This is a genomic window from Streptomyces sp. CG 926 (genome assembly GCF_003148825.1).
In the GTDB taxonomy this organism is placed as follows: Bacteria; Actinomycetota; Actinomycetes; order Streptomycetales; family Streptomycetaceae; genus Streptomyces.
The window spans coordinates 95,215-119,002 of sequence record NZ_QGGZ01000013.1; the positions used below are offsets into that span (position 1 = coordinate 95,215).

Sequence of the window (23,788 nt, forward strand, 5' to 3'; positions counted from 1 at the left end):
GCCGTGAACCTGGCCCTCGACGCGAGCACCACGGTCCTGACCGGATCGGTGCTGCTGGCCATACCGATCGCGGCGCTGGCCGGTCTGGTGTCGTTCTTCTCGCCCTGTGTCCTGCCCCTGGTGCCGGGCTACCTCTCCTACGTCACCGGAGTGACCGGCGCCGACCTCGCGGACGTCCGGCGCGGCCGCATCCTCGCGGGGACGCTGCTGTTCCTCGCCGGATTCACGGCCGTCTTCGTGTCCTTCGGCGCCGCCTTCGGATACGCGGGCAACACCCTCCTCGAACACCAGGACCTCCTCATCCGTGTCCTCGGCGGTGTGACGGTCCTGATGGGGCTGTCCTTCATGGGGGTCCTGCCGGGTATGAGCCGCGAATGGCGCCTGCACCGCAAACCCGCCGCCGGGCTGGCCGGGGCGCCGGTGCTGGGTGTGCTCTTCGGCCTGGGCTGGACCCCCTGCATCGGACCCACGCTCGCCGCCGTACAGGCGCTGGCGTTCAGTGAGGCCAGCGCCGGCCGCGGGGCCCTGCTGACCGTCGCCTACTGCCTGGGCCTCGGCGTGCCCTTCCTCGCGGCGGGGCTCGCCTTCCGCAAGGCCATGGGGGTCTTCGCCTGGGTCAAGCGCCACTACCAGTGGGTGATGCGCGCGGGCGGCGCGATGATGATCGCCACCGGACTGCTGATGATCACCGGAGTGTGGAGCTCCCTGATCAGCCAGATGCAATCCTGGACCGCCGGCTTCACGGTCGGCATCTGACCTGCCGAAGCCCCGCCGTGCGGCCCCCACCGCTCCGTACGACCCGAAGGACCCGACGTGACCACCCAGCCGCCCGCGGACGCCTGCGACCTCCTCTGCCTGGACCTGCCAGTAGCCGAGGCCCTGCGCGCCCGCATGCCCGACCTGCCGCAGACAGAGCCCGCCGCCGCGGCGGCGAAGGCACTGGCCGACCCCACGCGCCTGACGGTGGCGGCGGTGCTCGCCGAGGGTGGCGAGCTATGCGTCTGCGACCTCGCCTGGGTCACCGGCTACGCCCAGAACCTCGTCTCCCACCATCTGCGCAACCTGCGCACGGCCGGCCTGGCGGCCTCGCGCCGCCAGGGCCGACTCGTCATCTACACCCTCACCGAGCGGGGCCGGCAGCTCGTGCACGCTGTCCTCGGCTCCCCACTCGCCACTACGGAACGGAACTGACCCCGATGCCCCGCGCCCTTACCCGCCCCCGCCTGGCGACCGCAGTCACCGTGTCCGCGGCGCTCCTCTTCCTCGCCGGCTGCGGTACGACCGACAAGGCGGGCGACGGCACCAAGCCGGCCGCCGTGTCGAAGAACGATGCGTCGCCGTACAAGGGCACCGTCGTGGACCCGGCGTTCCCCAAGCCCGACCTGCGGCTGACCGACACCACCGGCAAGCCGTACGACCTGCGCGAACAGACCGCAGGAAAGACGACCTTGGTCTTCTTCGGCTACACGAACTGCCCCGACGTCTGCCCCACGACGATGGGTGACATCGCGGCGGCGCTGGCCAAACAGCCCGCGGACGTCCGGGACAACACGCGCGTCGTCTTCGTCACCACCGACCCGGAGCGGGACACGCCGGAGAGCCTCGGCGCGTGGCTGAAGGCGTTCGGGCCGAACTTCACCGGCCTGTCCGGAGACTTGGAGCAGGTCAAGAAGGCTGCCCGCGGCCTCGGGGTGCTCGTCGAGGACCCGAAGATGAAGCACGACGGCACCATGATGTCCAGCCACGGAGCCCAGGTCGTGGCCTTCACGCCTGCCGACGGCAAGGCCCAGCTCGTGTACACCGCCGGAACCACCGTCGACGACTACGCGCACGACCTTCCGCTGCTTGCCAAGAACGCGATGTAGTCAGGGTAGGTCATATTTCCCTTCAGTCGGGAAAGGTTAATATTCTCCAGGCTGAATCATTTGTGCTGCCCCGGTTTTTCCTGACATCCCACCGGAAATGCTTCGATCGGAGAAGGGGTGCAGAGTTCCTCCTTCTCCAGGAGTGAAGGGAGGTGCAGGGGCGGCGTGGAATTCGACGAAGGTGAAAATGGCGACCCCGGTCAGGCGGCGGTCGTCGGCCGACCGGTGAACGCACCGCCATGTGGAACGGGTTGGTGGCTCACCCCGATGGATATCCGGAATCAAGTTTTCACCACCGTGCGGTTGCGTGAAGGCTATGACCTCGTCGAGGTGGACGACTTCCTCAGCCGTGTCGAGGCGGCGATGACCGCGGTGCTCCAGGAGAACGCCGCCCTGCGCAGCCGGGTGGATATCGCCACGGAGGCCACCCGGCAGGCGGAGGAGGGTGCCCGGCAGGCGGCGGAACCGAGGTCCGGGAGGGCGGAGCGGATCATCGCCCTCGCCCAGACGGTCGCCGACCAGGCGGTCGCTGATGCGTACGTGCAAGCCCAGTGCATCGTTGCGGATGCGGAGGAGCGGGCGGCGGCGATCGAACGTCAGGCGCGGGACCAGGTTGCCGGAATCAGACTGCAGGCGGACGGCCTGCACGTGCACGCCCAGGAGTATCGGAGTCAGCTTCGCGCGGGTCTGGAAACGCAGATTCGTTCCGCCGAGGAACAGTTGAGACGGCTCGAAGCCGAACACCATGTGTCCGCACCCGGACAGGCCCCGGCGGGCGCGCATTCCGCGGCCGTCGCCCTGCTGCGTCAACCCGGCGCCGACTGGGGAATCGTCCAGCAGAGGGATGGTCGCGGCGGCTCCGAGAACTCTGCCTGACCAGGATTCACCGTTTCCGGCGCAGCGGAATCACTCCGGCCGCCACGATCCGCCCCGTGCGCCTTGATGCGCGTTCTCTGGTACGGACGGCAATATGAAGTCTGTTGACGTGCGGCACATGCCGCCAGCGCGTGCATTTCTCGACATCGCAGGTGATTCCTACGAACGGAACTCCCCAGGGAAAGGAGCCTGGACCGCCGTCCTCCTGATCTGCCTGGCGACCCTGCTGGGCGCCTGGCTGGCCCGCCGCTACGAGCACCGCATGGGTCTGTGGCTCTCCCTCGCGTCGGCCGTGATGCTGGTGACGGCGATGACCGACATCATCCCCGACGTGTGGCGCGGAGCCGTCGACAACGACGTCTCGCTCTGGTGGTGCGGCGCTGCTGCCGGCATCGGCTTCCTGGTGATCACCTACTTCACCCGCAAGGGCTGCGGGCACGGCCACGACGACGAGGGAAAGCCCCGGCCCAAGCACGCGGCCGGCCGCCACAGGCGGGTCAAGGAAGCCATCGGCGCCGCGATGTTCGGCGGCATGGGGACCGCCGCGGCTCTGACCACGCACCGCGTGATCGAGGGCACCACCCTCGCCCTCCTGGTCTCGCTGCCGGTGATCTTCGCTCTGGTGCTGCACTCGGCCAGTGAAGGCCTCGCTCTGGCGGCCCTGTTGAAGGAGGCCAGGGAGCGACTCGCGCCCTGGCTGCTCGTCTCCGCGATCAGCCCGGCCGCGGGCGTCATCGCGGCCACGATCCACCCGCTCCCGCCGACGGCGACGCCCGTCCTGCTGGCCGCCGTGGGCGGCGTACTGCTCCGTACGGCCGTCGTCGGCATCAAACTCGCCGCTGCCAAGCGGCGCTCCGGCGAGCTGCGGAACTGGCACGTGGCAGCGTCCGTCGCCACTGCCTCGGCACTGGCGGCCGTCATGGCGATGGCCCACTGACCCTCCCGCGTACTGCCCGCTCCGCTTGCCGGCCGCGTGCCCCGGAGCGGGAACCCTGGCGCGCCCCCACCGGGCGTCGCCGAACCGTCGCAGAAAGGAATCCGTCATGAGCGCCGCATGCTGCTCCCGCAACAACGGCCCTGAAACCGCTGCGGAGTCGGGGGAGGAGCCGCAGGCCGCGGCCGCCGACGCCGCCCCGGCGGACGGCTGTTGCGCACCGGCCCCCGAGGTGCCGGCGGCCGAAGCACCGGCCGCCGGTACACCGCCCTGCGCGTCCGGCTGCTGCTGACGTCGGCCCGCATCCGCCCCTGCTCGTCAGGGGCGGTGGCCCCGGTCCGCCGGCACCGCCCGAACCCGAGGAGCTCACCTTGAGCAGCCATGCACGTCACCGGTCCAGCCATCATCATCACGATCACCACCTCAAGCCCGATGCCGACCGCCGCTACCTCTCCGCAGCCCTCGCCCTCATCGCCGGGTTCATGGCCGTCGAGGTCGTGGTCGGCCTGCTGGCCGGATCGCTCGCGCTGATCTCGGACGCGGCGCACATGCTCACCGACGCCCTCTCCCTCGTCCTGGCGCTGTGCGCCATGCGGCTGGCCCGTCGCCCTGCCCGGGGCCGGTGGACGTACGGACTGCAGCGGGCGGAGATCCTCTCGGCCCAGGTCAACGGGATCACCCTGCTCCTACTGGCAGCCGTGCTCGGCTACGAGTCCCTGCGCCGCCTGATCGCCCCGCCTCCGGTGGAGGGCGGCCTCGTCCTGGTCACCGCCCTCGTGGGCCTCGCGGTCAATGCCGTCGCCGTGGTGCTCATCGGCAAGGCCAACCGCGGCAGCCTGAACGTGGAAGGTGCCTTCCAGCACGTACTCAACGACCTGTGGGCCTTCGCCGGTACAGCGGCCGCCGGAGCCGTCGTGCTCCTGACCGGATGGCGCCGGGCGGATGCCGTCGCCTCGCTGGTGATCGTCGCCCTGATGGCGAAGGCCGGATACGCGCTGGTCAAGGAGTCCTGGAAGATCCTGCTGGAAGCGGCGCCCCAGCATCTGGACCCCGACGTCATCGGGGCGGAGCTGGCCGCCAGGCCCGGGGTGCGCGAAGTGCACGACCTCCATGTCTGGACGATCACCTCCCACTACCCGGCTCTGTCGGCGCACGTCCTGGTGGACCCCGACCGTGACCGCGAGGCGGTGCAGGCGGAGCTGCGGGACCAGCTGCTGCACACCCACGGCATCAGCCACGTGACGCTCCAGGTCGACCACGTGGCCCCGGGTGCCCCCGATGAGGAGCACTGCGCGGACCCGCACGGGCCCGTGCACCGGGCGCTGCGCTGATGTCGGGCGCCTTCCCCGGCCCATCGGATTCAGGCTGGGCTTAATTCAGGATCGACTGTATCGTTTGGAGCATGGAGATGAGTCACCCTGGCGGCCCCGCTGTCGCCGTGAACGCCGAGGCGCTGGCCAGAGTCGGTACCGCGCTGGCCGACGAGAACCGGCGCCGGCTGCTGCTGGCCCTGCTGGAAGCGCCCGCCTACCCCTCCGACCTCGCCGAGGCGCTCGGCATGACGCGGGGGAACGTCTCGAACCACCTGTCCTGTCTGCGCGGCTGCGGCCTGGTACGGACCGTCTCCGTGGGCCGCCGGGTCCGTTACGAACTGGCCGACCCCAAGCTCGCCCACGCGCTGGCCGACCTGGCCGCCCTGGTCCTGCTCGTCGACCCCGAGAACACCTCGGACGAAGTGTGCGCCCCCGACGACTACGCCTGCGCGGCCGACGGCAACACCGAGGACGCGATGACCGAGGAGGCCCGGCGTGGCTGACGCCTGCTGCGGAACCGACACCCCCACCAAGCCCCTCTCCGTCACGGAACCGGCCGCGCCGCCGGCCGCCGTGTGGCAGGTGCGCGAGCTCCAGGCGGCCGCCGTCTCCGGCGTTCTCCTGCTGACCGCTCTCTTCCTCCCCAGTCCCTGGGACACGGTCGGCGAGCTGGCGGCCCTGGCCGTCGGCGCGGCCACCTTCGTCCCCGGCACGCTGCGCGGCCTGCTGGGGGGCCGCCTCGGTGTCGGCCTGCTCATGACCATCGCCGCCGTGGGCGCGGTGGCACTCGGCGAGTACGGCGAGGCCGCCACCCTGGCCTTCCTCTTCTCCATCGCCGAGGGCCTGGAAGGCTACGCCGTCGCCCGCACCCAGCACGGCCTGCGCGCACTTCTCGACCTCGTCCCCGCGACCGCCACCGTGCGCCGCGGCGGCACCGAGCAGGACGTCGCACCCGCCGACCTCCGCGTCGGCGACGTACTCCTCGTGAAGCCGGGCGAGCGGATAGCCACCGACGGGATCGTCGTCGCCGGACGCAGCTCCCTGGACACCGCGGTGGTCACCGGGGAATCCGTACCCGTCGAAGCGGGGCCCGGCGCCGAGGTGTTCGCCGGCTGCATGAACGGCGCGGGCGCGCTGGAGATCAGCGTCACGGCCACCGCCGAGGACAACTCCCTCGCCCGCCTGGTGCACATCGTCCACGAGGCCCAGGAACGCAAGGGATCCAGCCAGCGCCTCGCGGAGCGCTTCGCCAAGCCCCTCGTCCCCGGCGTCCTCGTCCTGGCGGCTCTGATCGCAGGACTGGGCGGCCTCTTCGGCGACCCGGGTGTCTGGATCGAACGCTCCCTCGTCGTCCTCGTCGCCGCCGCCCCGTGCGCCTTCGCGCTCTCCGTCCCCGTCGCCGTCGTCGCGGCCATCGGTGCCGCCTCGAAGGCCGGCGTCCTGGTCAAGGGCGGAGCAGCCGTGGAGGCCCTCGGCAAGGTCAAGGTCGTCGCGCTCGACAAGACCGGCACCCTGACCCGCAACGAGCCCGTCGTCATCGACGTCGTCACCGCCAACGGCACCGACAAGGCCCGCGTCCTGCAGGTGGCCGCGGCCCTGGAAGCCCGCAGCGAGCACCCGCTCGCCGCCGCGATCCTCGCCGCCGTCGACACCCAGACCCTCACCCCGGGCGACGGCGTCGAGGCCGTCCCCGGCAACGGCCTCACCGGTACGGTGACCGGCCGCCCCGCGCGCCTGGGCAAGCCCGGATTCATCACGCCCGGCCTCCTCGCCGACGACGTCACCCGCCTCCAGGACGCGGGAGCCACCGTGGTCCTCGTCGAGCACGACGGCACCCTCCTCGGCGCCGTCGCCGTCCGCGACGAGATCCGCCCCGAGGCGGCCGAAGCGGTCGCCGCCCTCCACCGACAAGGCGTCCGGGTGGTCATGCTGACCGGCGACAACGCCCGTACCGCCGCCGCCATCGCGGCAGCCGCGGGCATCGAGGACGTACGCGCCGAGCTCCTCCCCGAGGACAAGGCCCGCATCGTCACCGAACTCCAGGCATACGGCCCCGTGGCCATGGTCGGCGACGGGATCAACGACGCTCCCGCCCTCGCCACCGCCGATGCCGGCATCGCCATGGGCGCCATGGGCAGCGACGTCGCCATCGAAGCCGCCGACATCGCCCTCATGGGCGAGGACCTGCGCCGCCTCCCCGACGCCATCGCCCACACCCGCGCGGCACGCGGAGTGTTCACCCAGAACCTGCTGATGTCGGGCGCCATCCTCGTCGCCCTCGTCCCGCTCGCCGCGACCGGCGTCCTCGGACTCGCCACCGTGGTCGCCAGCCACGAACTCGCCGAAGTCCTCGTCATCGGCAACGGCATCCGCGCCGGACGCAGGAAGCACCTGCCCACCCACCCCGCCCTGCGCACCGCCACCGCGCACCGGGCCATTCCGTCCCTTCGGGTCCCCGTCCAGCCCACCGCGGCGGAGGTCGACATCGTGGTCCCGGCGGGCAGGTCCCTCCTGCCGCTGGGCCCCGCACCGGCCGCCAAGCCCGAAGGAGGCTGCTGCTCCGGCTGCGGCAACGACTGACCAACCCCTCATCCCGCTGGGGCAGTCCACCCTCGGTGGATGGCCCAGCGGTGACGAGGCGCGTCGGTCAGCGGGCCGTCTCATGACTGCGGCAGGCTGCGCAGACCATCGGGCTGCGGGAGCCGTATCGGTGAATCGGGGTGGCGCACAGCATGCACGGGCCGATCCCCCACGGCGGACACCGGAGTTCTGCCGCGATGACGCGCCGCTCGTTCTCCGTCAGCTGGAGTCGGACGGGGCGGCTGTGGGGTCGTCGGACGTCCTCGATGTGATCGAAGGACTGCAGGCCCGTCGCGGAGGACAGCTCGCGTCGAGGGCGCGGGTCACTGACGAACGCCCCCTCTTCCCCGTAGCGGCAGGTGCTGTCCAGCTCCTCCTTGGCGAAGGAGACCGCCTCTTCGTCGTCGGGCGGCGCTTCGACAGCGGCGTCCGTCTCTCCGGTGAGCTCGTGCCAGCGGCGGACGTCGGCCGCCGGCGCCCAGAGGTGGGAGACCTTTCGGGGACCCGAGCGGTCGCGGATGCGCAGGGGGAGGTGGTCACCGTCGGCGCTGGTGACCACGAGCTCGTCAAGGGCGGTGGAGCGTTCCTCCGGTACGCACAGGGCGGGGAGGAACCAACCGCCGTGGAAGCGCCCGCACGCATGCCCTGTTTCCGGGCAGGGCCGCGGGCTGGACGGCATGCACTTCCATATCTGGAGGTGTCGCACGCCGCCGCGGACGAGCATCGTGAGCGGTGAGGCGATGCGCTGCCAGGGGACGTCGTCCACGCGGGCCCACGGTGCCCGGTCGATCAGTGCGGATGCGGGGTTGCCGGTGACCCACAGCGGGGCGATCCCGTTCTCGCGGGCATGGGCGGAGCGCCGGTGGACGGTGCTCGCGCTGATGGGGGAGTACTGCGCCTCCCAACCCACGCGGCCCGCAGACCCGGAGACCAGGACGTCCGTGACGATCCGCCGGTCGGAGGAGCGGGCCTCGACCTGCACGGCGAGGCCGTGGCGGGACGCCGTGCGCGCTATCCGCTCCTTCATCGCCTTGTGCTTGTCGCTCTCCTGGGGCGTGGCGACATGCGTCAGCGGAAGGTGGGCGGCCACCAACGTCAGGCGCCCGCCGCGGCGTTGCCGACGGACGAACATCCAAGGGCTCTTCTCGGCCTGTGCGCACTCGCAGGAGCCGCCGTCGTAGTCCTGGAGGCACTGGAGCAGGTCGCGGGGGCGCTCGCCCACGGACCGGGTGATCTCGTCGAGGAGACCGGGCCGGTCGTCATGGCCCAGGTCCTCATGCGTCAGATTGATCTTTATGTCGTACTTGGTGTGGTACACCCCGTTGGCCATGTGTATGACGGTAAGGCCGCTCGACGCTGTGCAGAAGAGGGCGTCCCGGTGCTGTGGCGCCCTCTTCCGGCACTCCGGTCAGCGGTCGGCGGGGCGCTCGGCGATCCAGCGGGCCGCGAGGAGCCCGGAGCCGGCGGTGAGGACGGCCGCCGCGATGACGGTTGCGTTCAGCCCGAAGGCGTCGGCGAGGATGCCGGCGACGAGGGCCCCGGCCGCGTAGCCGATGTCGCGCCAGAAGCGGTACGTGCCGAGCGCGTTGGCGCGCCAGGCGGGGTGGGCGTGGTCGGAGACGGAAGCGATCAGGGCCGGGTAGACCATGGCGGTGCCGAAACCGAGGAGGACCGCGGAGAGGATGCCGGCGAGCAGAGGCCGGTCGAGGAGGGCGAGGGCGAGGACGAAGCCGGCGGACTGGACCAGCATGCCGGTGACGATCAGGGGCTTGCGGCCGATGCGGTCGGCGAGGTGGCCGGTGGGGATCTGGCCGAGGCCCCACACGATCGGGTAGAGGCCCTTGATGAGGCCGACGGCGGCGAGTCCGAGTCCGTGGTCGGTGAACAGGAGCGGGAAGACGCCCCAGGTGAGGCCGTCGTTGAGGTTGTTGACCAGGCCGGCCTGGCTGGCGCCGCGCAGTGACCGGTCGCCCCAGGACGTCCGGGCGAACGTGGCCTTCAAGCCGGTGGCCTCGCCGGTGGGCAGGGGCTTGGAGTGGTGGGCGAGTTCGAGGGCGACGTGGGCGGCGGTGTCGCGGACGACGAGGGAAAGGGCGAGGCCGGCGGCGACGAAGACGACGCCGATGAGTTCGGGGACCGGTCGCAGGCCGTACGAGGTGGCGAGGTAGCCGGTGAGGAGGGCGGTGACGCCGACGGCGGTGTAACCGGCGGCTTCGTTGAGGCCGGTGGCCAGTCCTCGGCGGGCGGGGCCGACGAGGTCGATCTTCATGTTGACCGTCATCGACCACGTCAGGCCCTGGTTGAGGCCGAGCAGGACATTGGCGGCAACGATCCAGCCCCAGGACGGCGCCCAGGCGAGCGCGAACGGGACCGGGATGCCGATCAGCCAGCCGGCGATCAGGAGTTGCTTGCGGCGGAAGCGCGCGGTCAGGGCGCCGGCGGCGAGGTTGGTCAGGGCCTTGGTGACGCCGAAGGCGATGATGAAGGAGAAGACGGCCAGGTCGCTGGTGAGGCCGAAGGTCTCGGTGCCGATCAGCGGGACGGTGGTGCGCTCCAGGCCGACGAGACCGCCGACGCAGACGTTGACGACGACGAGCAGGGTGAACTGCAGCCAGTTCGCACGGAGGCCGAGGCGCACGGGCCGCCCGGCCGCGTCGGTCGGCGTGGCGGCGGAAGAAGGAGCGTTCACGTGTTCCTGCCCTCGGCGAGCTGCCGGCCGTGGGCTGCGGCATAGTCGGCGGGCCCGCCGTCCAGGACGGCGGCGTCGGTGTGACCGGCGCGTTCGAGGAGGCTTGCGGCGGTCATCGCCCGTTCGCCGTGGCCGCAGGCCACCACCGCTCCCTTGGGCGCGTCCAGGGCGGCAGCCGCCAGGCCGCCCAGCTCGATGTGGACGGAGCCCGGGACATGCCCGGCGGCGAACTCCGCGTCCTGCCGTACGTCGAGGTAGGGGCGGTCGGCGGCCTGGTCGGCCTTGACGAAGGCGGTGGTGGACTGGGTGTTGCCGTCTGCGATCCAGGCTGTCATGCCTCCGGCGAGGCGGCCGGCGAGCCGCTCGTACCCGATCTTGTACGCCTGCCACACGATCTCGGCGAGGTCCTGCTCGTCGCCTACGACGAACGCGACGGGGGCGGTGTCGGGCAGGAGCCAGCCCAGCCAGGTGGCGAACTGCCCGCGGAGCGGGATCGAGAGCGACCCGGGGATGTGGCCGGCCGCGTAGTCGGCCGCCGGGCGTACGTCGACCACCTGACCACCGTCGGCCAGGAGGGTCTTGACCTGCCCGGCGTCGAGGGCGGGCAGCAGCGGGGCGGCGGTCAGGACGGCGGGTCCGCGCCGGTTGGCTTCCGCGAGGCGGTCGAAGTAGTCCGGGTAGGTGCCCAGGCCGGCGATGAGCTGACGGACGAAGGTGTCCTCGTCGGGGGCGGCCAGCAGCGGGTTGGTCCGCTTCTGGGCGCCGATGGTGGAGGTGCGCTCGTCGCTCTGTACGGCGGAGCAGAAGGAGCCGGCCCCGTGAGTGGGCCAGACGGCAGTCGCGTCCGGGAGCTCGGCCAGGCTCCGCAGCGATCGGTACTGGGCGCGGGCGAGCTCTTCCGTCCGGTGGGCGCCGAGCAGGTCGGTGCGGGCGGCCGAGTTCACGATCATCGAGCCGCCGGTGAAGACACCGAGTTCCCGGTCGCCGTCGAGGAGCAGGAAGGACAGGTGCTCGTCGGTGTGGCCCGGGGTGGCCAGGGCCCGGAGCGTCAGGCCGCCCAGGTCCGTCTCGTCCCCGTCGCCCAGGGGCGTGTGGGGGAAGGTGCGGTGCCCGGTGGCGGAGGCCAGTACCCGGGCACCGTCGTCGTGGGCGAGCTGTACGGCGCCCGAGAGGAAGTCGGCGTGCAGGTGGGTGTCGGCGGCGAACGCCACGCGCAGTCCGCGCCGGGCGGCAGCCGCCCTGAGGGCCCGCAGGTCCCGGCTCGCATCCACGGCGAGGGCCCGTCCGTCCCCGAGGTCGACGAGGTAGGCGCTGTTGCCCAGTCCCTGGTCGACCAGGGGTATCAGGTGATCATCTGTGAAGCTCATGGCGTGCCCTTTCACCTATGACGAGCATGCGGCGGCAGACTCGGCCCCGCTCAATTACAATAATCCATAGATCTTTGGAGGAAGCAATGTCGGACGCCGTCACCAGCCCCGCCAAGGCCGCGCTCTACGAGGCCTTCGCCGCCACCGGTAAGGCCCTGGCCAGCGGAAAGAGACTGGAGCTGCTTGATCTCCTCGCCCAGGGCGAGCGCACCGTCGATGCCCTGGCCAAGGCCGCCGGGCTGAACCTCACCACCGCCTCCGCCCACCTCCAGACCCTCAAGCAGGCCGGACTGGTCGCCACCCGCCGCGACGGCGTGCGCATCCACTACCGGCTGGCCGGGGAGGACGTCGCCGCGCTCTACGCCCTGCTGCGCAAGGTCGCCCATGCCCATCAGACGAAGGTCGAGCCCGCACGCACCGCCTACCTCGGCGACGAGCCCGGCCCCGAGGTCACCCGCGAGCAGCTCCTCGCCCGCGTCGAGGCGGGGGATGTGGTCGTACTGGACGTCCGACCGGCCGAGGAGTTCGCAGCCGGCCACATTCCGGGCGCCATCTCCATCCCCGTCGCCGAACTCGCCGACCGGATCGGTGAACTCCCCGACGGGGTGGAGGTCGTGGCCTACTGCCGGGGCGAGTACTGCGTCATGGCCCACGACGCCGTACGCCTCCTCGGCGACCGTGGCCGAAAGGCGGTCCGGCTCAGCGACGGCATGCTCGAATGGCGTCTCGCCGACCTCCCCGTCACCGCAGGAGCCGAGGAATGACCCTCCCGCCCCACCCCGGCCTCGCCGAAGGACCGGTCTACCTGGACTACAACGCCACCACTCCGGTCGACCCGCGGGTCGCGGAAGCGATGGCGCCGCACCTGACCCACTTCTTCGGCAACCCCTCCAGCAGCCACCCCTACGGATCCGAACCCCGACGCGCCCTCGCCGCCGCCCGCGCGCAGGTCGCCGCCCTCGTCGGCGGCCGACCCGAGGAGCTCGTCTTCACCGGCTCCGGCTCGGAGGCCGACCTGCTCGCCCTGCGCGGCGCGGTCCTCGCCTCCGGTCGCCCCCACCCGCACGTGATCACCCAGGCCACCGAGCACCCGGCGATCCTGGAGAGCTGTCGCGCCCTCCAACGCCTGCACGGCGCGCGGATCACGATCCTGCCCGTGGACCACGTGGGCCTGGTGCAACCGGCCGACCTCGCCGAGGCGCTCACCGACGACACGGTCCTCGTGTCGGTCATGGCCGCCAACAATGAGACCGGCGCCCTCCAGCCAGTCGCCGAACTCGCCGCCCTCGCCCACGCACGGGGCGCACTCTTCCACTGCGACGCGGCACAGGCAGTGGGCAAGGTCCCCCTCGACGTCCAGGCCCTGGGGGTAGACCTGCTGACCGTCGTCGGGCACAAGACGTACGCCCCCAAGGGCGCGGCCGCACTGTACGTGCGCGACGGCGTACGGCTCGAACCGGCCGCCTACGGCGGCGGGCAGGAGCACGGCCTGCGCGCGGGAACGGAGAACGTGGCACTCGCCGTCGCCCTCGGCGCTGCGGCCGAACTGGCCGATGGAGAACTGGCCGCCGGCGCCCCGGCCCGTATCGAGGCCCTGCGCGACGACCTCCATCGGCGGCTCGCGGTCGCCCTTCCGGGCCGCGTCCACCTCAACGGGCCCGAGCGGGAGCGACTGCCGAACACGCTGAACATCAGCATCGACGGCACCCTCGGCCACGAACTGCTCGCCGCCGTCCCCGAGATCGCGGCCTCCACCGGATCGGCCTGCCACAGTGGGGCGCACGCGCCCTCACCGGTCCTGACCGCCATGGGGAACGGACCCGAGCGCGCCCTGGGAGCCCTGCGGCTGTCGCTGGGCCGGTGGACCACGCAGGCCGAGATCGAGACGGCGGCCGCACTGCTCGTCGCCGCCGCAACCCGGTGAACCGTCCTTCGGGCACTACGCCCGGCCGGCGCCCCTTCACCCTCCCCGTGCCACCGTGATGCCCACCGCCACAGGGTGAAGTCCAGCTGATGTGTGAACACTTTGTTGCAGGACTGTCCGCCCCCGCCGCCCCCGGCCGATACTGGCCCGGCGCCAGGCTAAGGAGCGGGGTAGGTGGAGTGGACGTTGCCGGCCGGGCTGATGGCCGGTCTGCTCATCGCGGTCGTGACGGCGCCGGTCGGGGTTTCGGGTGCCGTGTTCCTCTTGCCGGTGCACTTGAGCGTGTTCGGAGTGGCGTCGCCGGCGATCACCCCGACGAATCTGCTGTTCAACGTGGTGGCCGGGCCGGGTGCCCTGTGGCGGTACCGCCGCGACGGAGCCCTGCGCGGCAGCTTGGCCCGCCGCCTCGTCGCGGGCACCCTTCCGGGCGTCGTCCTCGGCGCCGCGATCCGCGTCTACGCCCTTCCCGGCCCCGGCGTCTTCCGGCTCCTGATCGCCGCCCTGCTGCTCCCGCTCGGGCTGTGGCTGTGCCTCCGTACCCTCGTCCCGGCCCGAGGCCGTACCACCGCGCCCGCGGAGCCGTCCCCGGGCGCCCTCACCACCCTGGCCGTGGCGGTGGGCGTGGTCGGCGGGATCTACGGGATCGGCGGCGGTTCCCTCCTCGGCCCCATCCTGGCCGCCCGCGGGCTGCCCCTGACACGGGTGGCGCCGGCGGCCCTCGCCGCGACCTTCGCCACCTCGATCGTCGGCGCCGCCACTTACGCCGTGCTGTCCCAGGTCAGCACCGGGGACATCGCCCCCGACTGGTGGCTCGGCCTGGCGTGCGGCGTCGGCGGCCTGGTCGGCGGCTACCTCGGCGCGCGCCTCCAGCCACGGCTGCCCGAGACCGCGCTGCGCCTCCTGCTCGGCACCCTCGCCGCAGCCCTCGGCGCGCTCTACGCACTCCAGGCCCTTGCCTGAGCGGACCGCCGGGGGCGGGGCGGTGCCTGCCGCTCGCGCGGAGCCATCTCGTGTTCACTTCGATCGCCTATCGTCCGCGCGGTCCACAAGAGCCATGAGCAGTACGAAACACCGGGAGAGACGACGTTGAGCAGCACCCCCACACCCGCGCCCGGGGTCCCGGAGCAGCTTCAGCGCCGCCTGGGGGTGCCGGACGCGGTGCTGATCGGGCTCGGCTCGATGATCGGCGCTGGCATCTTCGCCTCCCTCGCCCCTGCCGCCCGGGCCGCAGGCTCCGGACTGCTCCTCGGCCTGGCCGTCGCGGCGGCCGTCGCCTACTGCAACGCCACCTCCTCCGCCCGCCTGGCCGCCCTGTATCCGGCGTCCGGCGGCACCTACGTCTACGGCCGCGAACGACTGGGCGAGTTCTGGGGCTTCCTGGCCGGCTGGGCGTTCGTCGTGGGCAAGACGGCCTCGTGCGCGGCCATGGCCCTGACCGTCGGCTCCTACCTCTGGCCCGGTCAGGCCCACGCGGTCGCGGTGGCCGCGGTGGTGGCGCTGACCGCGGTGAACTACGCGGGCGTGCAGAAGTCGGCGCTGCTGACCAGGGTCATCGTTGCTGTGGTTCTGGCGGTCCTCGCCGCGGTGGTGGTCACCTCGCTGACCTCCGGGACGGTGGACGCGGCGCGGCTGGACGTCGGCTCGGACGCCACCTTCGGCGGCATCCTGCAGGCGGCGGGGCTGCTGTTCTTCGCGTTCGCCGGCTACGCCCGCATCGCCACCTTGGGCGAAGAAGTCCGCGATCCGGCCCGCACCATCCCGCGGGCGATCCCGCTCGCGCTCGGCATCACCCTCGTCGTGTACGCCGCCGTCGCCGTGTCGGTGCTGCTCGTCCTCGGCCCTGACGGCCTCGCGGCTGCCGAGGCGCCGCTGACGGAGGCGGCCCGGACGGCGGGAGCGGACTGGCTGGTCCCGGTCGTACGGGTCGGTGCGGCGGTCGCGGCCTTGGGCTCGCTGCTCGCCCTCATCCTCGGCGTCTCCCGGACCACCCTGGCCATGGCCCGTGACCGCCACCTGCCACACGCCCTGGCCGCCGTCCACCCGAAGTACAAGGTCCCGCACCGGGCCGAACTGCTCGTCGGCGCCGTCGTGGCCACCGTGGCCGCGGCCGGGGACGTCCGCGGGGCGATCGGCTTCTCCTCGTTCGGTGTCCTGGCCTACTACGCGGTCGCCAACGCCTCTGCCTTCACCCTCAGTCCGGCCGAGGGCCGACCGGCCCGGGTGATTCCCGTCGTCGGCCTGGCGGGCTGCCTCGTCCTCGCCTTCGCCCTGCCGCTCTCCTCCGTCCTGACCGGGGCCGCGGTACTCGGCGTCGGTGCCGCCGCGTTCGGGTTCCGGCGAGCACGGGCCCGGCGGGCGTAACAGCCGCCCGTAGTCAGGTGACTCTCAGGCGTTCGACTTGGCGTCGATCTCGGCGATGAGTCCCTCGATGAGGCCCTTGATCGCGTCGCGGATGGGGCGGACGGCCTCGACGCCCTGGCCTGCCGGGTCTTCGAGCTGCCAGTCGAGGTAGGTCTTGCCGGGGAAGTACGGGCAGGCGTCGCCGCAGCCCATGGTGATGATGTAGTCGGAGGCCTGGGCGGCCTCGGGGGTGAGGACCTTGGGCTTCTGGTCGGAGATGTCGATGCCCAGCTCGGCCATGGCGGCGACGGCGGAGGGGTTGATCTGTTCGCCGGGCACGGAGCCGGCGGAGCGGACCTCGACGCGGTCGCCGGCGAGGTGGCGCAGGAACCCGGCCGCCATTTGGGAGCGGCCCGCGTTGTGGATGCAGACGAACAGGACGGAGGCGGCAGGAGCGGAGGACATCTGTTCTTCCTTGGGGCGACGCGACCATCGTGGACACGGAGGGGCTTGTACGGGCTGGTATCAGCCTCGACTGATGTGAAAATATCAGCCCATGATGATGTCAGTCGACACTGATCTGATCCGGGTTCTGGCCGACCCGCTCAGGCTCAAGATCGTGACCCTCCTCGCCCAGGAGACGCTCTGCACCACCCACCTCATGGAGGAGACGGGTGCCAAGCAGACGAACCTCTCCAACCACATGAAGGTGCTGCGCGAGGCCGGGGTCGTGGAGACGGAGCCCTGCGGGAGGTACATCTACTACCGCCTGCGCCCGGAAGTCATCGAAGCACTCGCCGGCCAGTTCGCCGACCTCGCCCGGGCCGCCCGCGTCACCGCCGAGGCGAACCTCAAGCGGTCCTGCCCCTAGTCTTCGCGGCTCGTCCGCCCTGCCTCACCTGCCAGAGGAGAACCAGCCGTGACCGCCACCGAGCCCGTCGGCATCCCGATACCTGCCGATGCGCCTCAGCCTGAACCCGGCGCGACCCCACCCCGTACGCCGCTGATCGCCCGTGCCGCCGCCGAGCTGGTCGGCACCGCAGCCCTGGTCGCGATCGTGGTCGGCTCCGGGATCCAGGCCGCCGAACTCACCGACGACGTGGCCCTGCAGCTGCTCGCCAACTCCACCGCCACCGTCTTCGGGCTCGGCGTTCTGATCACCCTCCTCGGGCCGGTGTCCGGCGCGCACTTCAACCCGGCCGTGACGCTGGCCGAGTGGTGGACCGCCCGCCGCGGCGGCGCCGGCGTCAACGCCCGCGAGGTCGCCGTGTACGTCCCGTCCCAGACCGCCGGGGCGATCGCGGGCGCGATCCTCGCGGACGCGATGTTCGGTGAGCCGCTGGTGGAGTGGTCCACGCACGACCGCTCGGCCGGCAACCTGCTGCTCGGCGAAGTCGTCGCCACCGCCGGCCTGATCCTGCTGATCTTCGGCCTGGCCAAGACCGACCGGCTCCGCTTCGCGCCCGTCGCCGTCGCCTCCTATATCGGCGCCGCGTACTGGTTCACCTCCTCCACCTCCTTCGCCAACCCGGCCGTCACGATCGGCCGTGCCTTCACCGACACCTTCGCGGGCATCGCACCCGCCTCGGTGCCGGGCTTCATCGCCGTGCAGCTCATCGGCGCCGTGGCCGGCCTGGCCCTGGTGGCGGTCATCTTCATGCGCGGCAACACAGAGCAGGGGCAGCCCTCGGCATGACGCAGCGAACGGACGTGGTGGTCGTCGGGGGCGGCCAAGCCGGGCTCGCCGCCGCCTACCACCTGCGCCGCCTGGGCATCGAGCACGTCATCCTCGACGCCGCTGCCGCTCCCGGTGGCGCCTGGCGGCACACCTGGGACTCACTGCGCCTGTTCTCGCCTGCCGCCTATTCCTCTCTGCCGGGCAGGCTGATGCCGGTGCAGGAGGGCCAGGTCCATCCCGACGCCGCGCACGTGGTGTCGTACCTGGCGGACTACGAGAAGCGGTACGAGCTGCCCGTCCAGCACGGTGCGTGGGTCTCGGCCGTCCACCGCGACGGCACCTTCCTGCGGGTCGAGACGGATTCCGGTGACTGGCGGGCCCGCGCCGTCATCAGCGCCACCGGCACCTGGACCCGCCCCTTCCTGCCCGCCGTCCCCGGCCGCCGCACCTTCACCGGCCGACAGATCCACACGGTCCAGTACCGAACTCCTGACGAGTTCGCCGGACAGCGCGTGATCGTGGTCGGCGGAGGGAACTCGGGTGCGCAGATCGCCGCCGACCTCACCGGCCACGCCCAGGTGACGTGGGTGACCCAGCGGCCCCCGCGATACCTGGCCGATGACATCGACGGCCGTGCCCTCTTCGACCACGCCACCGCCCGCCGGCGCGCCCTGGACGAAGGCCGCACCGACACCGGCGGCGTCGCCTCCCTCGGCGACATCGTCGCCGTCCCACCCGTACGCGCGGCCCGTGACGCGGGACTCCTGGCGGCGAAGCCGATGTTCACCCGTCTCAGCAGGTCCGGTGTCGAGTGGGCCGACGGCAATCGGCAGGACGCCGAGGCGGTCATCTGGTGTACCGGTTTCCGCCCGGCGCTGGCTCACCTCGCCGGTCTGCGGCTGCGGGGTGCACGAGGGCACATCGCCACGACCGGCACCCAGTCGGTCGAGGACCCGAGGCTGCACTTCCTCGGCTACGGCGACTGGACGGGCCCCGCCTCGGCCACCCTCATCGGCGTCGGCCGACCCGCCCGCGAAGCAGCCCGCAGCATCCGCGACCTGCTGTCCTGACTCCCGCGCGCCCAGGGCTGCGGCTGCTCGAAGACGCACACCCCGCAGACGAGCCAGTCCTCGTCGGCCACATAAGGTCGGCAACCGGCAGGCCCGCCCCCACAAGGGCCGGATTGAGTAGACATGCGGAGCGAGCACCGGTGACACAGCAGCAGGACCAGGGCCTGGTGGCCGCGATGGAACGGCACCAGGTCGCCGTCTACCTCGGCGCGATGGCCGCCGGTGCCGCAGTCGGGCTGGCTGCGCCCTCCGCCGGCCCAGCCTTGGAGCACGCCATCAACCCGGTGCTCGCCGCCCTGCTGTACGTCACCTTTCTCCAGGTCCCGGCAGCCGAACTCCTGCGGTCGCTGCGCGCCGGCCGGTTCCTGGCCGCAGCCCTGGTGGTGAACTTCGCGGTGGTCCCGGCGGTCGTCGCAGGCCTTTACACGTTCCTGCCCGACGATCAGGCGGTGCGGATCGGGGTCCTGCTGGTCCTGCTGGCGCCTTGCGTGGACTATGTGATCGTCTTCAGCGGCCTGGCCGGCGGTAGCAGCCAGCGGCTCCTGGCGGCGACCCCCTTGCTGCTGCTCGCGCAGATGCTGCTCCTGCCGGTATTCCTGTGGCTTTTCATGGGCCCCGACCTGGGGGACGTGGTGGAGGTCGGGCCCTTCCTGGAGGCGTTCGTCTTCCTGATCGTGATCCCCCTTGCGCTGGCCTGGCTCACCCAGGGCTGGGCCGCCCGCCATCCGGCAGGGGAGAAGACCTCGGACGCCGCCACCGCGGCCATGGTCCCGCTGATGGCAGCCACCCTCTTCACCGTCGTCGCCTCCCAGGTGCCCAAGCTCGGAGGCAGTCTCGGAGACGTCGTGGCGGTCGTCCCCGTCTACGCCGCGTTCCTGATCGTGATGGCCTTCGCCGGCCTCGCCGTCGCCCGGCTCTTCCGCCTGGACGCCCCGGACAGCCGCGCGATCGTCTTCACCGGCGCGACCCGCAACTCGCTGGTCGTCCTACCCCTTGCCCTCGCGCTCCCGGACGACTTGGCCGTGGCCGGCGTCGTCGTGGTCACCCAGACCCTCGTCGAGGTCATCGGCATGATCGTCTACATCCGCGCCGTCCCGCGCCTCGTACCCGCCACCCGCTGACGAGTCAGTCGACCAGAGGGCTACGGCGCTCCAGCAGGACGACGTCCCTCCACGCGCCGTGGCGGCGTCCGATGCGCTCGCGGGTGCCGATGACCCGGAAGCCGGCCCGTTCGTGGAGGGCGAGGCTGGCGGTGTTCTCGGGGAAGATCCCGGACTGGATCGTCCAGATGCCCGCCGCCTCCGTGGAGGCGATCAGCGCCTCCAGCAGGGTGCGGGCGACGCCGCGGCCGCGGGCTTCGGGGTGGACGTAGACGGAGTGCTCGACCACCCCGGCGTACGCGCACCGGTCGGAGACCGCGCTCGCCGCCACCCAGCCGAGCAGCGACTTGTCAGCGTCGAGTGCGACGAAGCGATGCCCGGCCAGCTTCGCCGCGTCGAACGCCACCCAGTCGGGGGCCGTGGTCTCGAAGGTGGCGTTGCCCTCGTCGATCCCGGCCTGGTAGACCGCGAGGACCTGCTCGGCATGCTCGGGCAGCAGCGGAAGGATGTCCACCGCCGTCATGCCGCCTTCGCTGCGCCGGCCAGCAGCGCGCCCATGGCGGCGATGACGGACGGCTCGACCCGGTAGTACACCCAGGTTCCGCGCCGCTCGGAGGACAGCAGCCCGGCTTCCTTCAGCTTCTTCAGGTGGTGCGAGACGGTCGGCTGCGAGACGCCGACATCAGAGATGTCGCAGACGCACGCCTCCCCGCCCTCGTGGGAGGCGACGGCGGAGAACAAGCGCAGGCGCACGGGGTCGCCCAGAGCCTTGAACATCTTGGCCGCGACCTCGGCTTCGTCCGCCGACATCGGACGTTCGTTCAGCGGCGGGCAGCACGGCACAACGGCCTCGGGCTCCAGAAGCGGCAACACCTTCACATTCGACATACGTCTATGTTGACATGTGTCGAACTAGCGCAGGAAGGGTGTCACGGCTACCTGCGAGATGGGCGGTCGGGCCCCGGTTGACCTGTTCGGCATCCAGGCGCGCGGCGTAGCGGGCGAGGTGGGCGACGACCTCATCCTGGCGCGGGTAACGGTCCGGATCTGCGTCGAACGTCAGGCCCGGCAGTGAGCTGAACAGGGCCGGGAGGGCGGGGCCGGGATGTCGTAGTCGCGCGGCCATGCCGTCACCGCCCGGCCTGACGCCTTCAACGCGCCGGCGTCACGCCCTGCCTGACCGGCGCACGTGCGACGGAAAGGCCGGGCTGCCCGCCCTGGACGGTTATGGCCGCCACTTGCTCCACGACAACCCCGAGAATTCGATGAACGTCTATGTTGACGAATGTCGAAGCAAGTGTCACGCTGATCGTGCAAGACATTGACGGATATCGAAACAACCGGGAGCCGATCGTGAACGCGCCTGCCATCACCGCCGACCTGCCCGTCGTCGTGATCGGGGCCGGACCTGCAGGCCTGGCCGCCGCCGCCCACCTCGCAGACCGCGGCCTGGACTTCCTCGTCCTCGAGGCCGGCCCGCACGCGGGCGCCGCTACCCGCGACTGGGCCCACGTACGGCTGTTCTCGAGGTGGGGCGAGGTCGTCGACCCGGCCGCCGAGAAGCTCCTCGCCCCGACCGGCTGGGTCAAGCCCGATGTCGCCTCCTACCCCACGGGCGGGGAGTGGGCCGAGCGCTACCTCCAGCCCCTCGCCGACGTCCTCGGCGACCGCGTCCGCTTCGGCGCCCGCGTCACCGGGGTCTCCCGCGCCGGCCGGGACCGGACCGTCGACGCCGACCGCGACGGCCAGCCCTTCGTCGTCCACATCGAGCACGCCGACGGCCGTGAGGAGCGCGTCTTCGCCCGCGCCGTGATCGACGCCTCCGGCACCTGGTCCACCCCCGGCCCGGCAGGCGGCAGCGGACTGCCCGCCCTCGGCGAGAAGGCCGCCGCCGACCGGATCACCTACCGCGTCCCCAGCCTCAAGGACCCGGCCGTCCGCGGCCGGTACGCGGGCAAGCGCACCGCCGTGATCGGCTCGGGTGCTTCCGCCTTCACCGCCCTCGCCTACCTCGCCGCCCTCGCCGAGACCGACGAAGGGGCCGGTACCAAGGCGCTGTGGGTGCTGCGCCGCGGCATCTCCGGCTCCACCTTCGGCGGCGGCGAAGCCGACCAGCTCCCTGCCCGCGGCGCCCTCGGGCTGGCCGCCAAGGCCGCCGTCGACAACGGGTACGCCGCTGCGGTTACCGGTTTCCGCACCGACGCCATCGAGCGCGACACCGACGGGCGCCTGATCCTCGTCGACGAGGACGGCCGCCGTCTCGACGCGGTCGACGAGGTCATCGTCCTGACCGGTTTCCGCCCCGACCTCACCTTCCTGAACGAGCTGCGCCTCGGCCTCGACGAGCGCCTCCAGGCCCCCGTCGAGCTGGCCCCGTTGATCGACCCGAACCAGCACTCCTGCGGCACCGTCTACCCGCACGGCGTCAACGAGCTGTCCCACCCGGAGAAGGACGTCTACCTGGTCGGCATGAAGTCCTACGGCCGCGCCCCGACCTTCCTCGCCATGACCGGCTACGAGCAGGTCCGCTCCATCGCCGCCCACCTCGCCGGCGATCAGGAAGCCGCCGAGCGCGTCGAGCTGACCCTGCCCGAGACCGGTGTCTGCGGCGGTGCAGGCCTCTTCGACCAGCCCGAGCCCACCGAACAGAACAGCGGCGGCTGCTGCACGGCCCCGGCCACCCTCACCATCGGCGCACCCGCCTCCTCCGGCGGCTGCTGACCCACATGACCAACGTCAAGGCCGGCGTGGTCGGGACCGGGACGGGCGCCCGGTCGCGGCCACGCGCCGTCTTGCCCGCATTGTGCGCCACGCAGATCACCAGCTGGGGTGTCCTCTACTACGCCTTCCCGGTCCTCAACCCCACCATCACGAAGAACACCGGCTGGCCCGCAGCAGCGACCACCGCCGCGTTCTCCGCCGCCCTCATCGTCTCCGCAATCGTCGGCATCCATGTCGGCCGCGTCCTGGACCACCGCGGACCCCACGCCGTCATGACAGCCGGATCCGTCCTCGGCCCCCTCAGCCTCCTCATCGTGGCCGCCGCTCCCAACCTCGCCGTCTTCACCTCGGGATGGCTCTTGGCCGGAGCGGCGATGGCCGCGACCTTCTACCAGCCTGCCTTCGCCGCCCTCACCCGCTGGTGGGCCCCCGACCACATCCGCGCCCTCACCATCGTCACCCTCGCCGGCGGACTCGCCTCCACCGTCTTCGCACCGCTCGCAGCCCTCCTCGTCGACCACCTGTCCTGGCGCGGCACCTACGCAGTCCTCGCCGGCATCCTCGCGGCCGTAACGGTTCCGACCCACGCCCTGGCTCTCCGAGCCCCCTGGCCTGCAGCCCCTCCGAGCCCGCCGCACATCACCGGTGGCCACGAACACGTAGTACGCAGCCGGGCGTTCTGGATGCTGGCCGTCACCCTCACCCTGTCCGCCTTCGCGATGTACGCCGTCGTCATCGGCCTCGTTCCCCTCTTCCTCGAACGCGGCTTCACCACCACTCAGGCGGCGTGGGCCTTGGGCCTTGGAGGGGCGGGGCAGACCCTCGGCCGCACCCTGTATGCGACCCTTGCCCGCCGCCTCGACGTCACCGCCCGCACCATCAGCCTCATCGCACTCGGCGCCCTCACCACCGCAGCCCTCGCCACCGTGGCAGGCCCCTATGCCGTACTCGTCGCTGTATCCATCCTCGCCGGGGTCGTCCGGGGAAACCTCACCCTGCTCCAGGCCACCGCCGTCACCGACCGCTGGGGAACCACCCACTACGGCCGCCTCTCCGGACTCCTTGGAGCGCCCTCCCATGCGGCAGCGGCCCTCGCCCCCTTTGCCGGCGCGGTTCTGGCTGGGCCCCTCGGCGGATACCCCGCGCTGTTCGCGCTGCTCGCCGCGCTGTCGATCGCTGCCGCCATCACAGCCCTGGGGGCCCGCACGGGACAGGCCGAAGGAACGCCCCAACTACAGCAGCGATAGGACTGGGTGGCGGAGCAGTAGGAGGCATGGACGCTGCGCACGCTCCGTAATCGGCGCAGTGAATCGGCCACCTTCGGAAATAGT

The 23,788-nt window shown here is 71.8% G+C and carries 25 protein-coding genes; 19 read left to right on the top strand and 6 right to left on the bottom strand.

Annotation, left to right across the window (positions count from 1 at the left end):
- Window positions 1-3 precede the first annotated feature (3 nt).
- From BCL76_RS30670 to BCL76_RS30705, 9 genes are all read left to right on the top strand, one after another.
- Window positions 4-756 (top strand): cytochrome c biogenesis CcdA family protein, encoded by a 753-nt coding sequence (locus BCL76_RS30670; protein WP_109782613.1) that lies wholly within the window; start codon window positions 4-6, stop codon window positions 754-756.
- A 57-nt stretch (window positions 757-813) separates the two neighbouring features.
- Window positions 814-1,191 carry an ArsR/SmtB family transcription factor gene (locus BCL76_RS30675; protein ID WP_258309986.1) on the top strand — a complete coding sequence of 126 codons (378 nt, stop codon included), beginning with the start codon at window positions 814-816 and terminating at the stop codon, window positions 1,189-1,191.
- A 5-nt stretch (window positions 1,192-1,196) separates the two neighbouring features.
- Window positions 1,197-1,865, top strand: coding sequence for an SCO family protein (locus BCL76_RS30680; RefSeq protein WP_109782614.1), 669 nt, complete (start codon window positions 1,197-1,199; stop codon window positions 1,863-1,865).
- Between the two features lie 165 nt (window positions 1,866-2,030).
- Window positions 2,031-2,741: a DivIVA domain-containing protein gene (locus tag BCL76_RS30685; RefSeq protein WP_146228450.1), complete on the top strand. Its 711-nt coding sequence runs from the start codon at window positions 2,031-2,033 to the stop codon at window positions 2,739-2,741.
- A 118-nt stretch (window positions 2,742-2,859) separates the two neighbouring features.
- The gene (locus BCL76_RS30690; protein WP_109782616.1) at window positions 2,860-3,678 is read left to right on the top strand and encodes a hypothetical protein; all 819 of its coding nucleotides are present in this window, start codon (window positions 2,860-2,862) and stop codon (window positions 3,676-3,678) included.
- Window positions 3,679-3,784: 106 nt separating this feature from the next.
- Window positions 3,785-3,967 (top strand): hypothetical protein, encoded by a 183-nt coding sequence (locus tag BCL76_RS38645; protein ID WP_146228451.1) that lies wholly within the window; start codon window positions 3,785-3,787, stop codon window positions 3,965-3,967.
- A 79-nt stretch (window positions 3,968-4,046) separates the two neighbouring features.
- Complete coding sequence (locus tag BCL76_RS30695) at window positions 4,047-5,006, top strand: cation diffusion facilitator family transporter (RefSeq protein ID WP_109782617.1); 960 nt, start codon at window positions 4,047-4,049, stop codon at window positions 5,004-5,006.
- Window positions 5,007-5,083: 77 nt separating this feature from the next.
- Complete coding sequence (locus BCL76_RS30700) at window positions 5,084-5,491, top strand: ArsR/SmtB family transcription factor (protein ID WP_258309995.1); 408 nt, start codon at window positions 5,084-5,086, stop codon at window positions 5,489-5,491.
- Window positions 5,484-7,568: a heavy metal translocating P-type ATPase gene (locus BCL76_RS30705; RefSeq protein ID WP_109782619.1), complete on the top strand. Its 2,085-nt coding sequence runs from the start codon at window positions 5,484-5,486 to the stop codon at window positions 7,566-7,568. The genes BCL76_RS30700 and BCL76_RS30705 overlap by 8 nt, the downstream gene beginning before the upstream one ends.
- A gap of 67 nt (window positions 7,569-7,635) precedes the next feature.
- On the opposite strand, the gene BCL76_RS30710 is transcribed toward BCL76_RS30705, so the two are convergent.
- The 3 genes from BCL76_RS30710 to BCL76_RS30720 form a co-directional block, all read right to left on the bottom strand.
- Window positions 7,636-8,898, bottom strand: coding sequence for a competence protein CoiA family protein (locus tag BCL76_RS30710; RefSeq protein WP_109782620.1), 1,263 nt, complete (start codon window positions 8,896-8,898; stop codon window positions 7,636-7,638).
- A gap of 78 nt (window positions 8,899-8,976) precedes the next feature.
- Window positions 8,977-10,257 (bottom strand): MFS transporter, encoded by a 1,281-nt coding sequence (locus BCL76_RS30715; protein WP_109782621.1) that lies wholly within the window; start codon window positions 10,255-10,257, stop codon window positions 8,977-8,979.
- Window positions 10,254-11,624, bottom strand: coding sequence for a rhodanese-like domain-containing protein (locus tag BCL76_RS30720; RefSeq protein WP_109782622.1), 1,371 nt, complete (start codon window positions 11,622-11,624; stop codon window positions 10,254-10,256). Before BCL76_RS30720 ends, BCL76_RS30715 begins: the two co-directional genes overlap by 4 nt.
- A gap of 86 nt (window positions 11,625-11,710) precedes the next feature.
- Between BCL76_RS30720 and BCL76_RS30725 the strand changes: the two genes are divergently transcribed.
- The 4 genes from BCL76_RS30725 (at window position 11,711) to BCL76_RS30740 (ending at window position 15,909) form a co-directional block, all read left to right on the top strand.
- Window positions 11,711-12,388 (top strand): ArsR/SmtB family transcription factor, encoded by a 678-nt coding sequence (locus BCL76_RS30725; protein ID WP_109782623.1) that lies wholly within the window; start codon window positions 11,711-11,713, stop codon window positions 12,386-12,388.
- Window positions 12,385-13,548: a cysteine desulfurase family protein gene (locus BCL76_RS30730; protein ID WP_109782624.1), complete on the top strand. Its 1,164-nt coding sequence runs from the start codon at window positions 12,385-12,387 to the stop codon at window positions 13,546-13,548. Before BCL76_RS30725 ends, BCL76_RS30730 begins: the two co-directional genes overlap by 4 nt.
- 201 nt (window positions 13,549-13,749) lie before the next feature.
- Window positions 13,750-14,508: a TSUP family transporter gene (locus BCL76_RS30735; RefSeq protein WP_109782741.1), complete on the top strand. Its 759-nt coding sequence runs from the start codon at window positions 13,750-13,752 to the stop codon at window positions 14,506-14,508.
- Window positions 14,509-14,634: 126 nt separating this feature from the next.
- Entirely contained in the window at window positions 14,635-15,909 is a 1,275-nt protein-coding gene (locus tag BCL76_RS30740; RefSeq protein WP_258309988.1) for an APC family permease, read from the top strand.
- A 24-nt stretch (window positions 15,910-15,933) separates the two neighbouring features.
- Here the strand turns inward: BCL76_RS30740 and BCL76_RS30745 are convergent, their stop codons facing one another.
- Window positions 15,934-16,353: an arsenate reductase ArsC gene (locus BCL76_RS30745; RefSeq protein WP_109782626.1), complete on the bottom strand. Its 420-nt coding sequence runs from the start codon at window positions 16,351-16,353 to the stop codon at window positions 15,934-15,936.
- A 91-nt stretch (window positions 16,354-16,444) separates the two neighbouring features.
- Between BCL76_RS30745 and BCL76_RS30750 the strand changes: the two genes are divergently transcribed.
- The 4 genes from BCL76_RS30750 (at window position 16,445) to BCL76_RS30765 (ending at window position 19,757) form a co-directional block, all read left to right on the top strand.
- On the top strand, window positions 16,445-16,759 hold the full coding sequence (locus BCL76_RS30750) for an ArsR/SmtB family transcription factor (protein WP_109782627.1): 315 nt from the start codon (window positions 16,445-16,447) through the stop codon (window positions 16,757-16,759).
- A 48-nt stretch (window positions 16,760-16,807) separates the two neighbouring features.
- Window positions 16,808-17,584: an aquaporin gene (locus BCL76_RS30755; protein ID WP_109782628.1), complete on the top strand. Its 777-nt coding sequence runs from the start codon at window positions 16,808-16,810 to the stop codon at window positions 17,582-17,584.
- Window positions 17,581-18,636 (top strand): ArsO family NAD(P)H-dependent flavin-containing monooxygenase, encoded by a 1,056-nt coding sequence (locus tag BCL76_RS30760; RefSeq protein WP_109782629.1) that lies wholly within the window; start codon window positions 17,581-17,583, stop codon window positions 18,634-18,636. The genes BCL76_RS30755 and BCL76_RS30760 overlap by 4 nt, the downstream gene beginning before the upstream one ends.
- A gap of 176 nt (window positions 18,637-18,812) precedes the next feature.
- A complete protein-coding gene (locus BCL76_RS30765) occupies window positions 18,813-19,757 on the top strand; it encodes an arsenic resistance protein (protein ID WP_109782742.1) in 945 nt (314 codons plus the stop codon).
- A 4-nt stretch (window positions 19,758-19,761) separates the two neighbouring features.
- On the opposite strand, the gene BCL76_RS30770 is transcribed toward BCL76_RS30765, so the two are convergent.
- Complete coding sequence (locus BCL76_RS30770) at window positions 19,762-20,259, bottom strand: GNAT family N-acetyltransferase (RefSeq protein ID WP_109782630.1); 498 nt, start codon at window positions 20,257-20,259, stop codon at window positions 19,762-19,764.
- Complete coding sequence (locus tag BCL76_RS30775; protein WP_109782631.1) at window positions 20,256-20,624, bottom strand: ArsR/SmtB family transcription factor; 369 nt, start codon at window positions 20,622-20,624, stop codon at window positions 20,256-20,258. Before BCL76_RS30775 ends, BCL76_RS30770 begins: the two co-directional genes overlap by 4 nt.
- A gap of 465 nt (window positions 20,625-21,089) precedes the next feature.
- Here BCL76_RS30775 and BCL76_RS30780 point away from each other — a divergent pair, with 465 nt between their 5' ends.
- Window positions 21,090-22,457, top strand: coding sequence for an FAD-dependent oxidoreductase (locus BCL76_RS30780; protein ID WP_109782632.1), 1,368 nt, complete (start codon window positions 21,090-21,092; stop codon window positions 22,455-22,457).
- Window positions 22,458-22,462: 5 nt separating this feature from the next.
- Window positions 22,463-23,704, top strand: a complete 1,242-nt coding sequence (locus tag BCL76_RS30785; protein ID WP_109782633.1) for an MFS transporter — start codon at window positions 22,463-22,465, stop codon at window positions 23,702-23,704.
- Window positions 23,705-23,788: the final 84 nt, after the last annotated feature.

What these genes read in the sequence shown, in the direction of transcription:
- BCL76_RS30680 (WP_109782614.1), top strand. Translation starts at nt 1,197, where the DNA reads ATGCCCCGCGCCCTTACCCGCCCCCGCCTGGCGACCGCAGTCACCGTG.
- BCL76_RS30690 (WP_109782616.1), top strand. Translation starts at nt 2,860, where the DNA reads ATGCCGCCAGCGCGTGCATTTCTCGACATCGCAGGTGATTCCTACGAA.
- BCL76_RS38645 (WP_146228451.1), top strand. Translation starts at nt 3,785, where the DNA reads ATGAGCGCCGCATGCTGCTCCCGCAACAACGGCCCTGAAACCGCTGCG.
- BCL76_RS30700 (WP_258309995.1), top strand. Translation starts at nt 5,084, where the DNA reads ATGAGTCACCCTGGCGGCCCCGCTGTCGCCGTGAACGCCGAGGCGCTG.
- BCL76_RS30710 (WP_109782620.1), bottom strand. Translation starts at nt 8,898, where the DNA reads ATGGCCAACGGGGTGTACCACACCAAGTACGACATAAAGATCAATCTG.
- BCL76_RS30720 (WP_109782622.1), bottom strand. Translation starts at nt 11,624, where the DNA reads ATGAGCTTCACAGATGATCACCTGATACCCCTGGTCGACCAGGGACTG.
- BCL76_RS30725 (WP_109782623.1), top strand. Translation starts at nt 11,711, where the DNA reads ATGTCGGACGCCGTCACCAGCCCCGCCAAGGCCGCGCTCTACGAGGCC.
- BCL76_RS30730 (WP_109782624.1), top strand. Translation starts at nt 12,385, where the DNA reads ATGACCCTCCCGCCCCACCCCGGCCTCGCCGAAGGACCGGTCTACCTG.
- BCL76_RS30735 (WP_109782741.1), top strand. Translation starts at nt 13,750, where the DNA reads ATGGCCGGTCTGCTCATCGCGGTCGTGACGGCGCCGGTCGGGGTTTCG.
- BCL76_RS30745 (WP_109782626.1), bottom strand. Translation starts at nt 16,353, where the DNA reads ATGTCCTCCGCTCCTGCCGCCTCCGTCCTGTTCGTCTGCATCCACAAC.
- BCL76_RS30750 (WP_109782627.1), top strand. Translation starts at nt 16,445, where the DNA reads ATGATGATGTCAGTCGACACTGATCTGATCCGGGTTCTGGCCGACCCG.
- BCL76_RS30760 (WP_109782629.1), top strand. Translation starts at nt 17,581, where the DNA reads ATGACGCAGCGAACGGACGTGGTGGTCGTCGGGGGCGGCCAAGCCGGG.
- BCL76_RS30765 (WP_109782742.1), top strand. Translation starts at nt 18,813, where the DNA reads ATGGAACGGCACCAGGTCGCCGTCTACCTCGGCGCGATGGCCGCCGGT.
- BCL76_RS30770 (WP_109782630.1), bottom strand. Translation starts at nt 20,259, where the DNA reads ATGACGGCGGTGGACATCCTTCCGCTGCTGCCCGAGCATGCCGAGCAG.
- BCL76_RS30775 (WP_109782631.1), bottom strand. Translation starts at nt 20,624, where the DNA reads ATGTCGAATGTGAAGGTGTTGCCGCTTCTGGAGCCCGAGGCCGTTGTG.
- BCL76_RS30785 (WP_109782633.1), top strand. Translation starts at nt 22,463, where the DNA reads ATGACCAACGTCAAGGCCGGCGTGGTCGGGACCGGGACGGGCGCCCGG.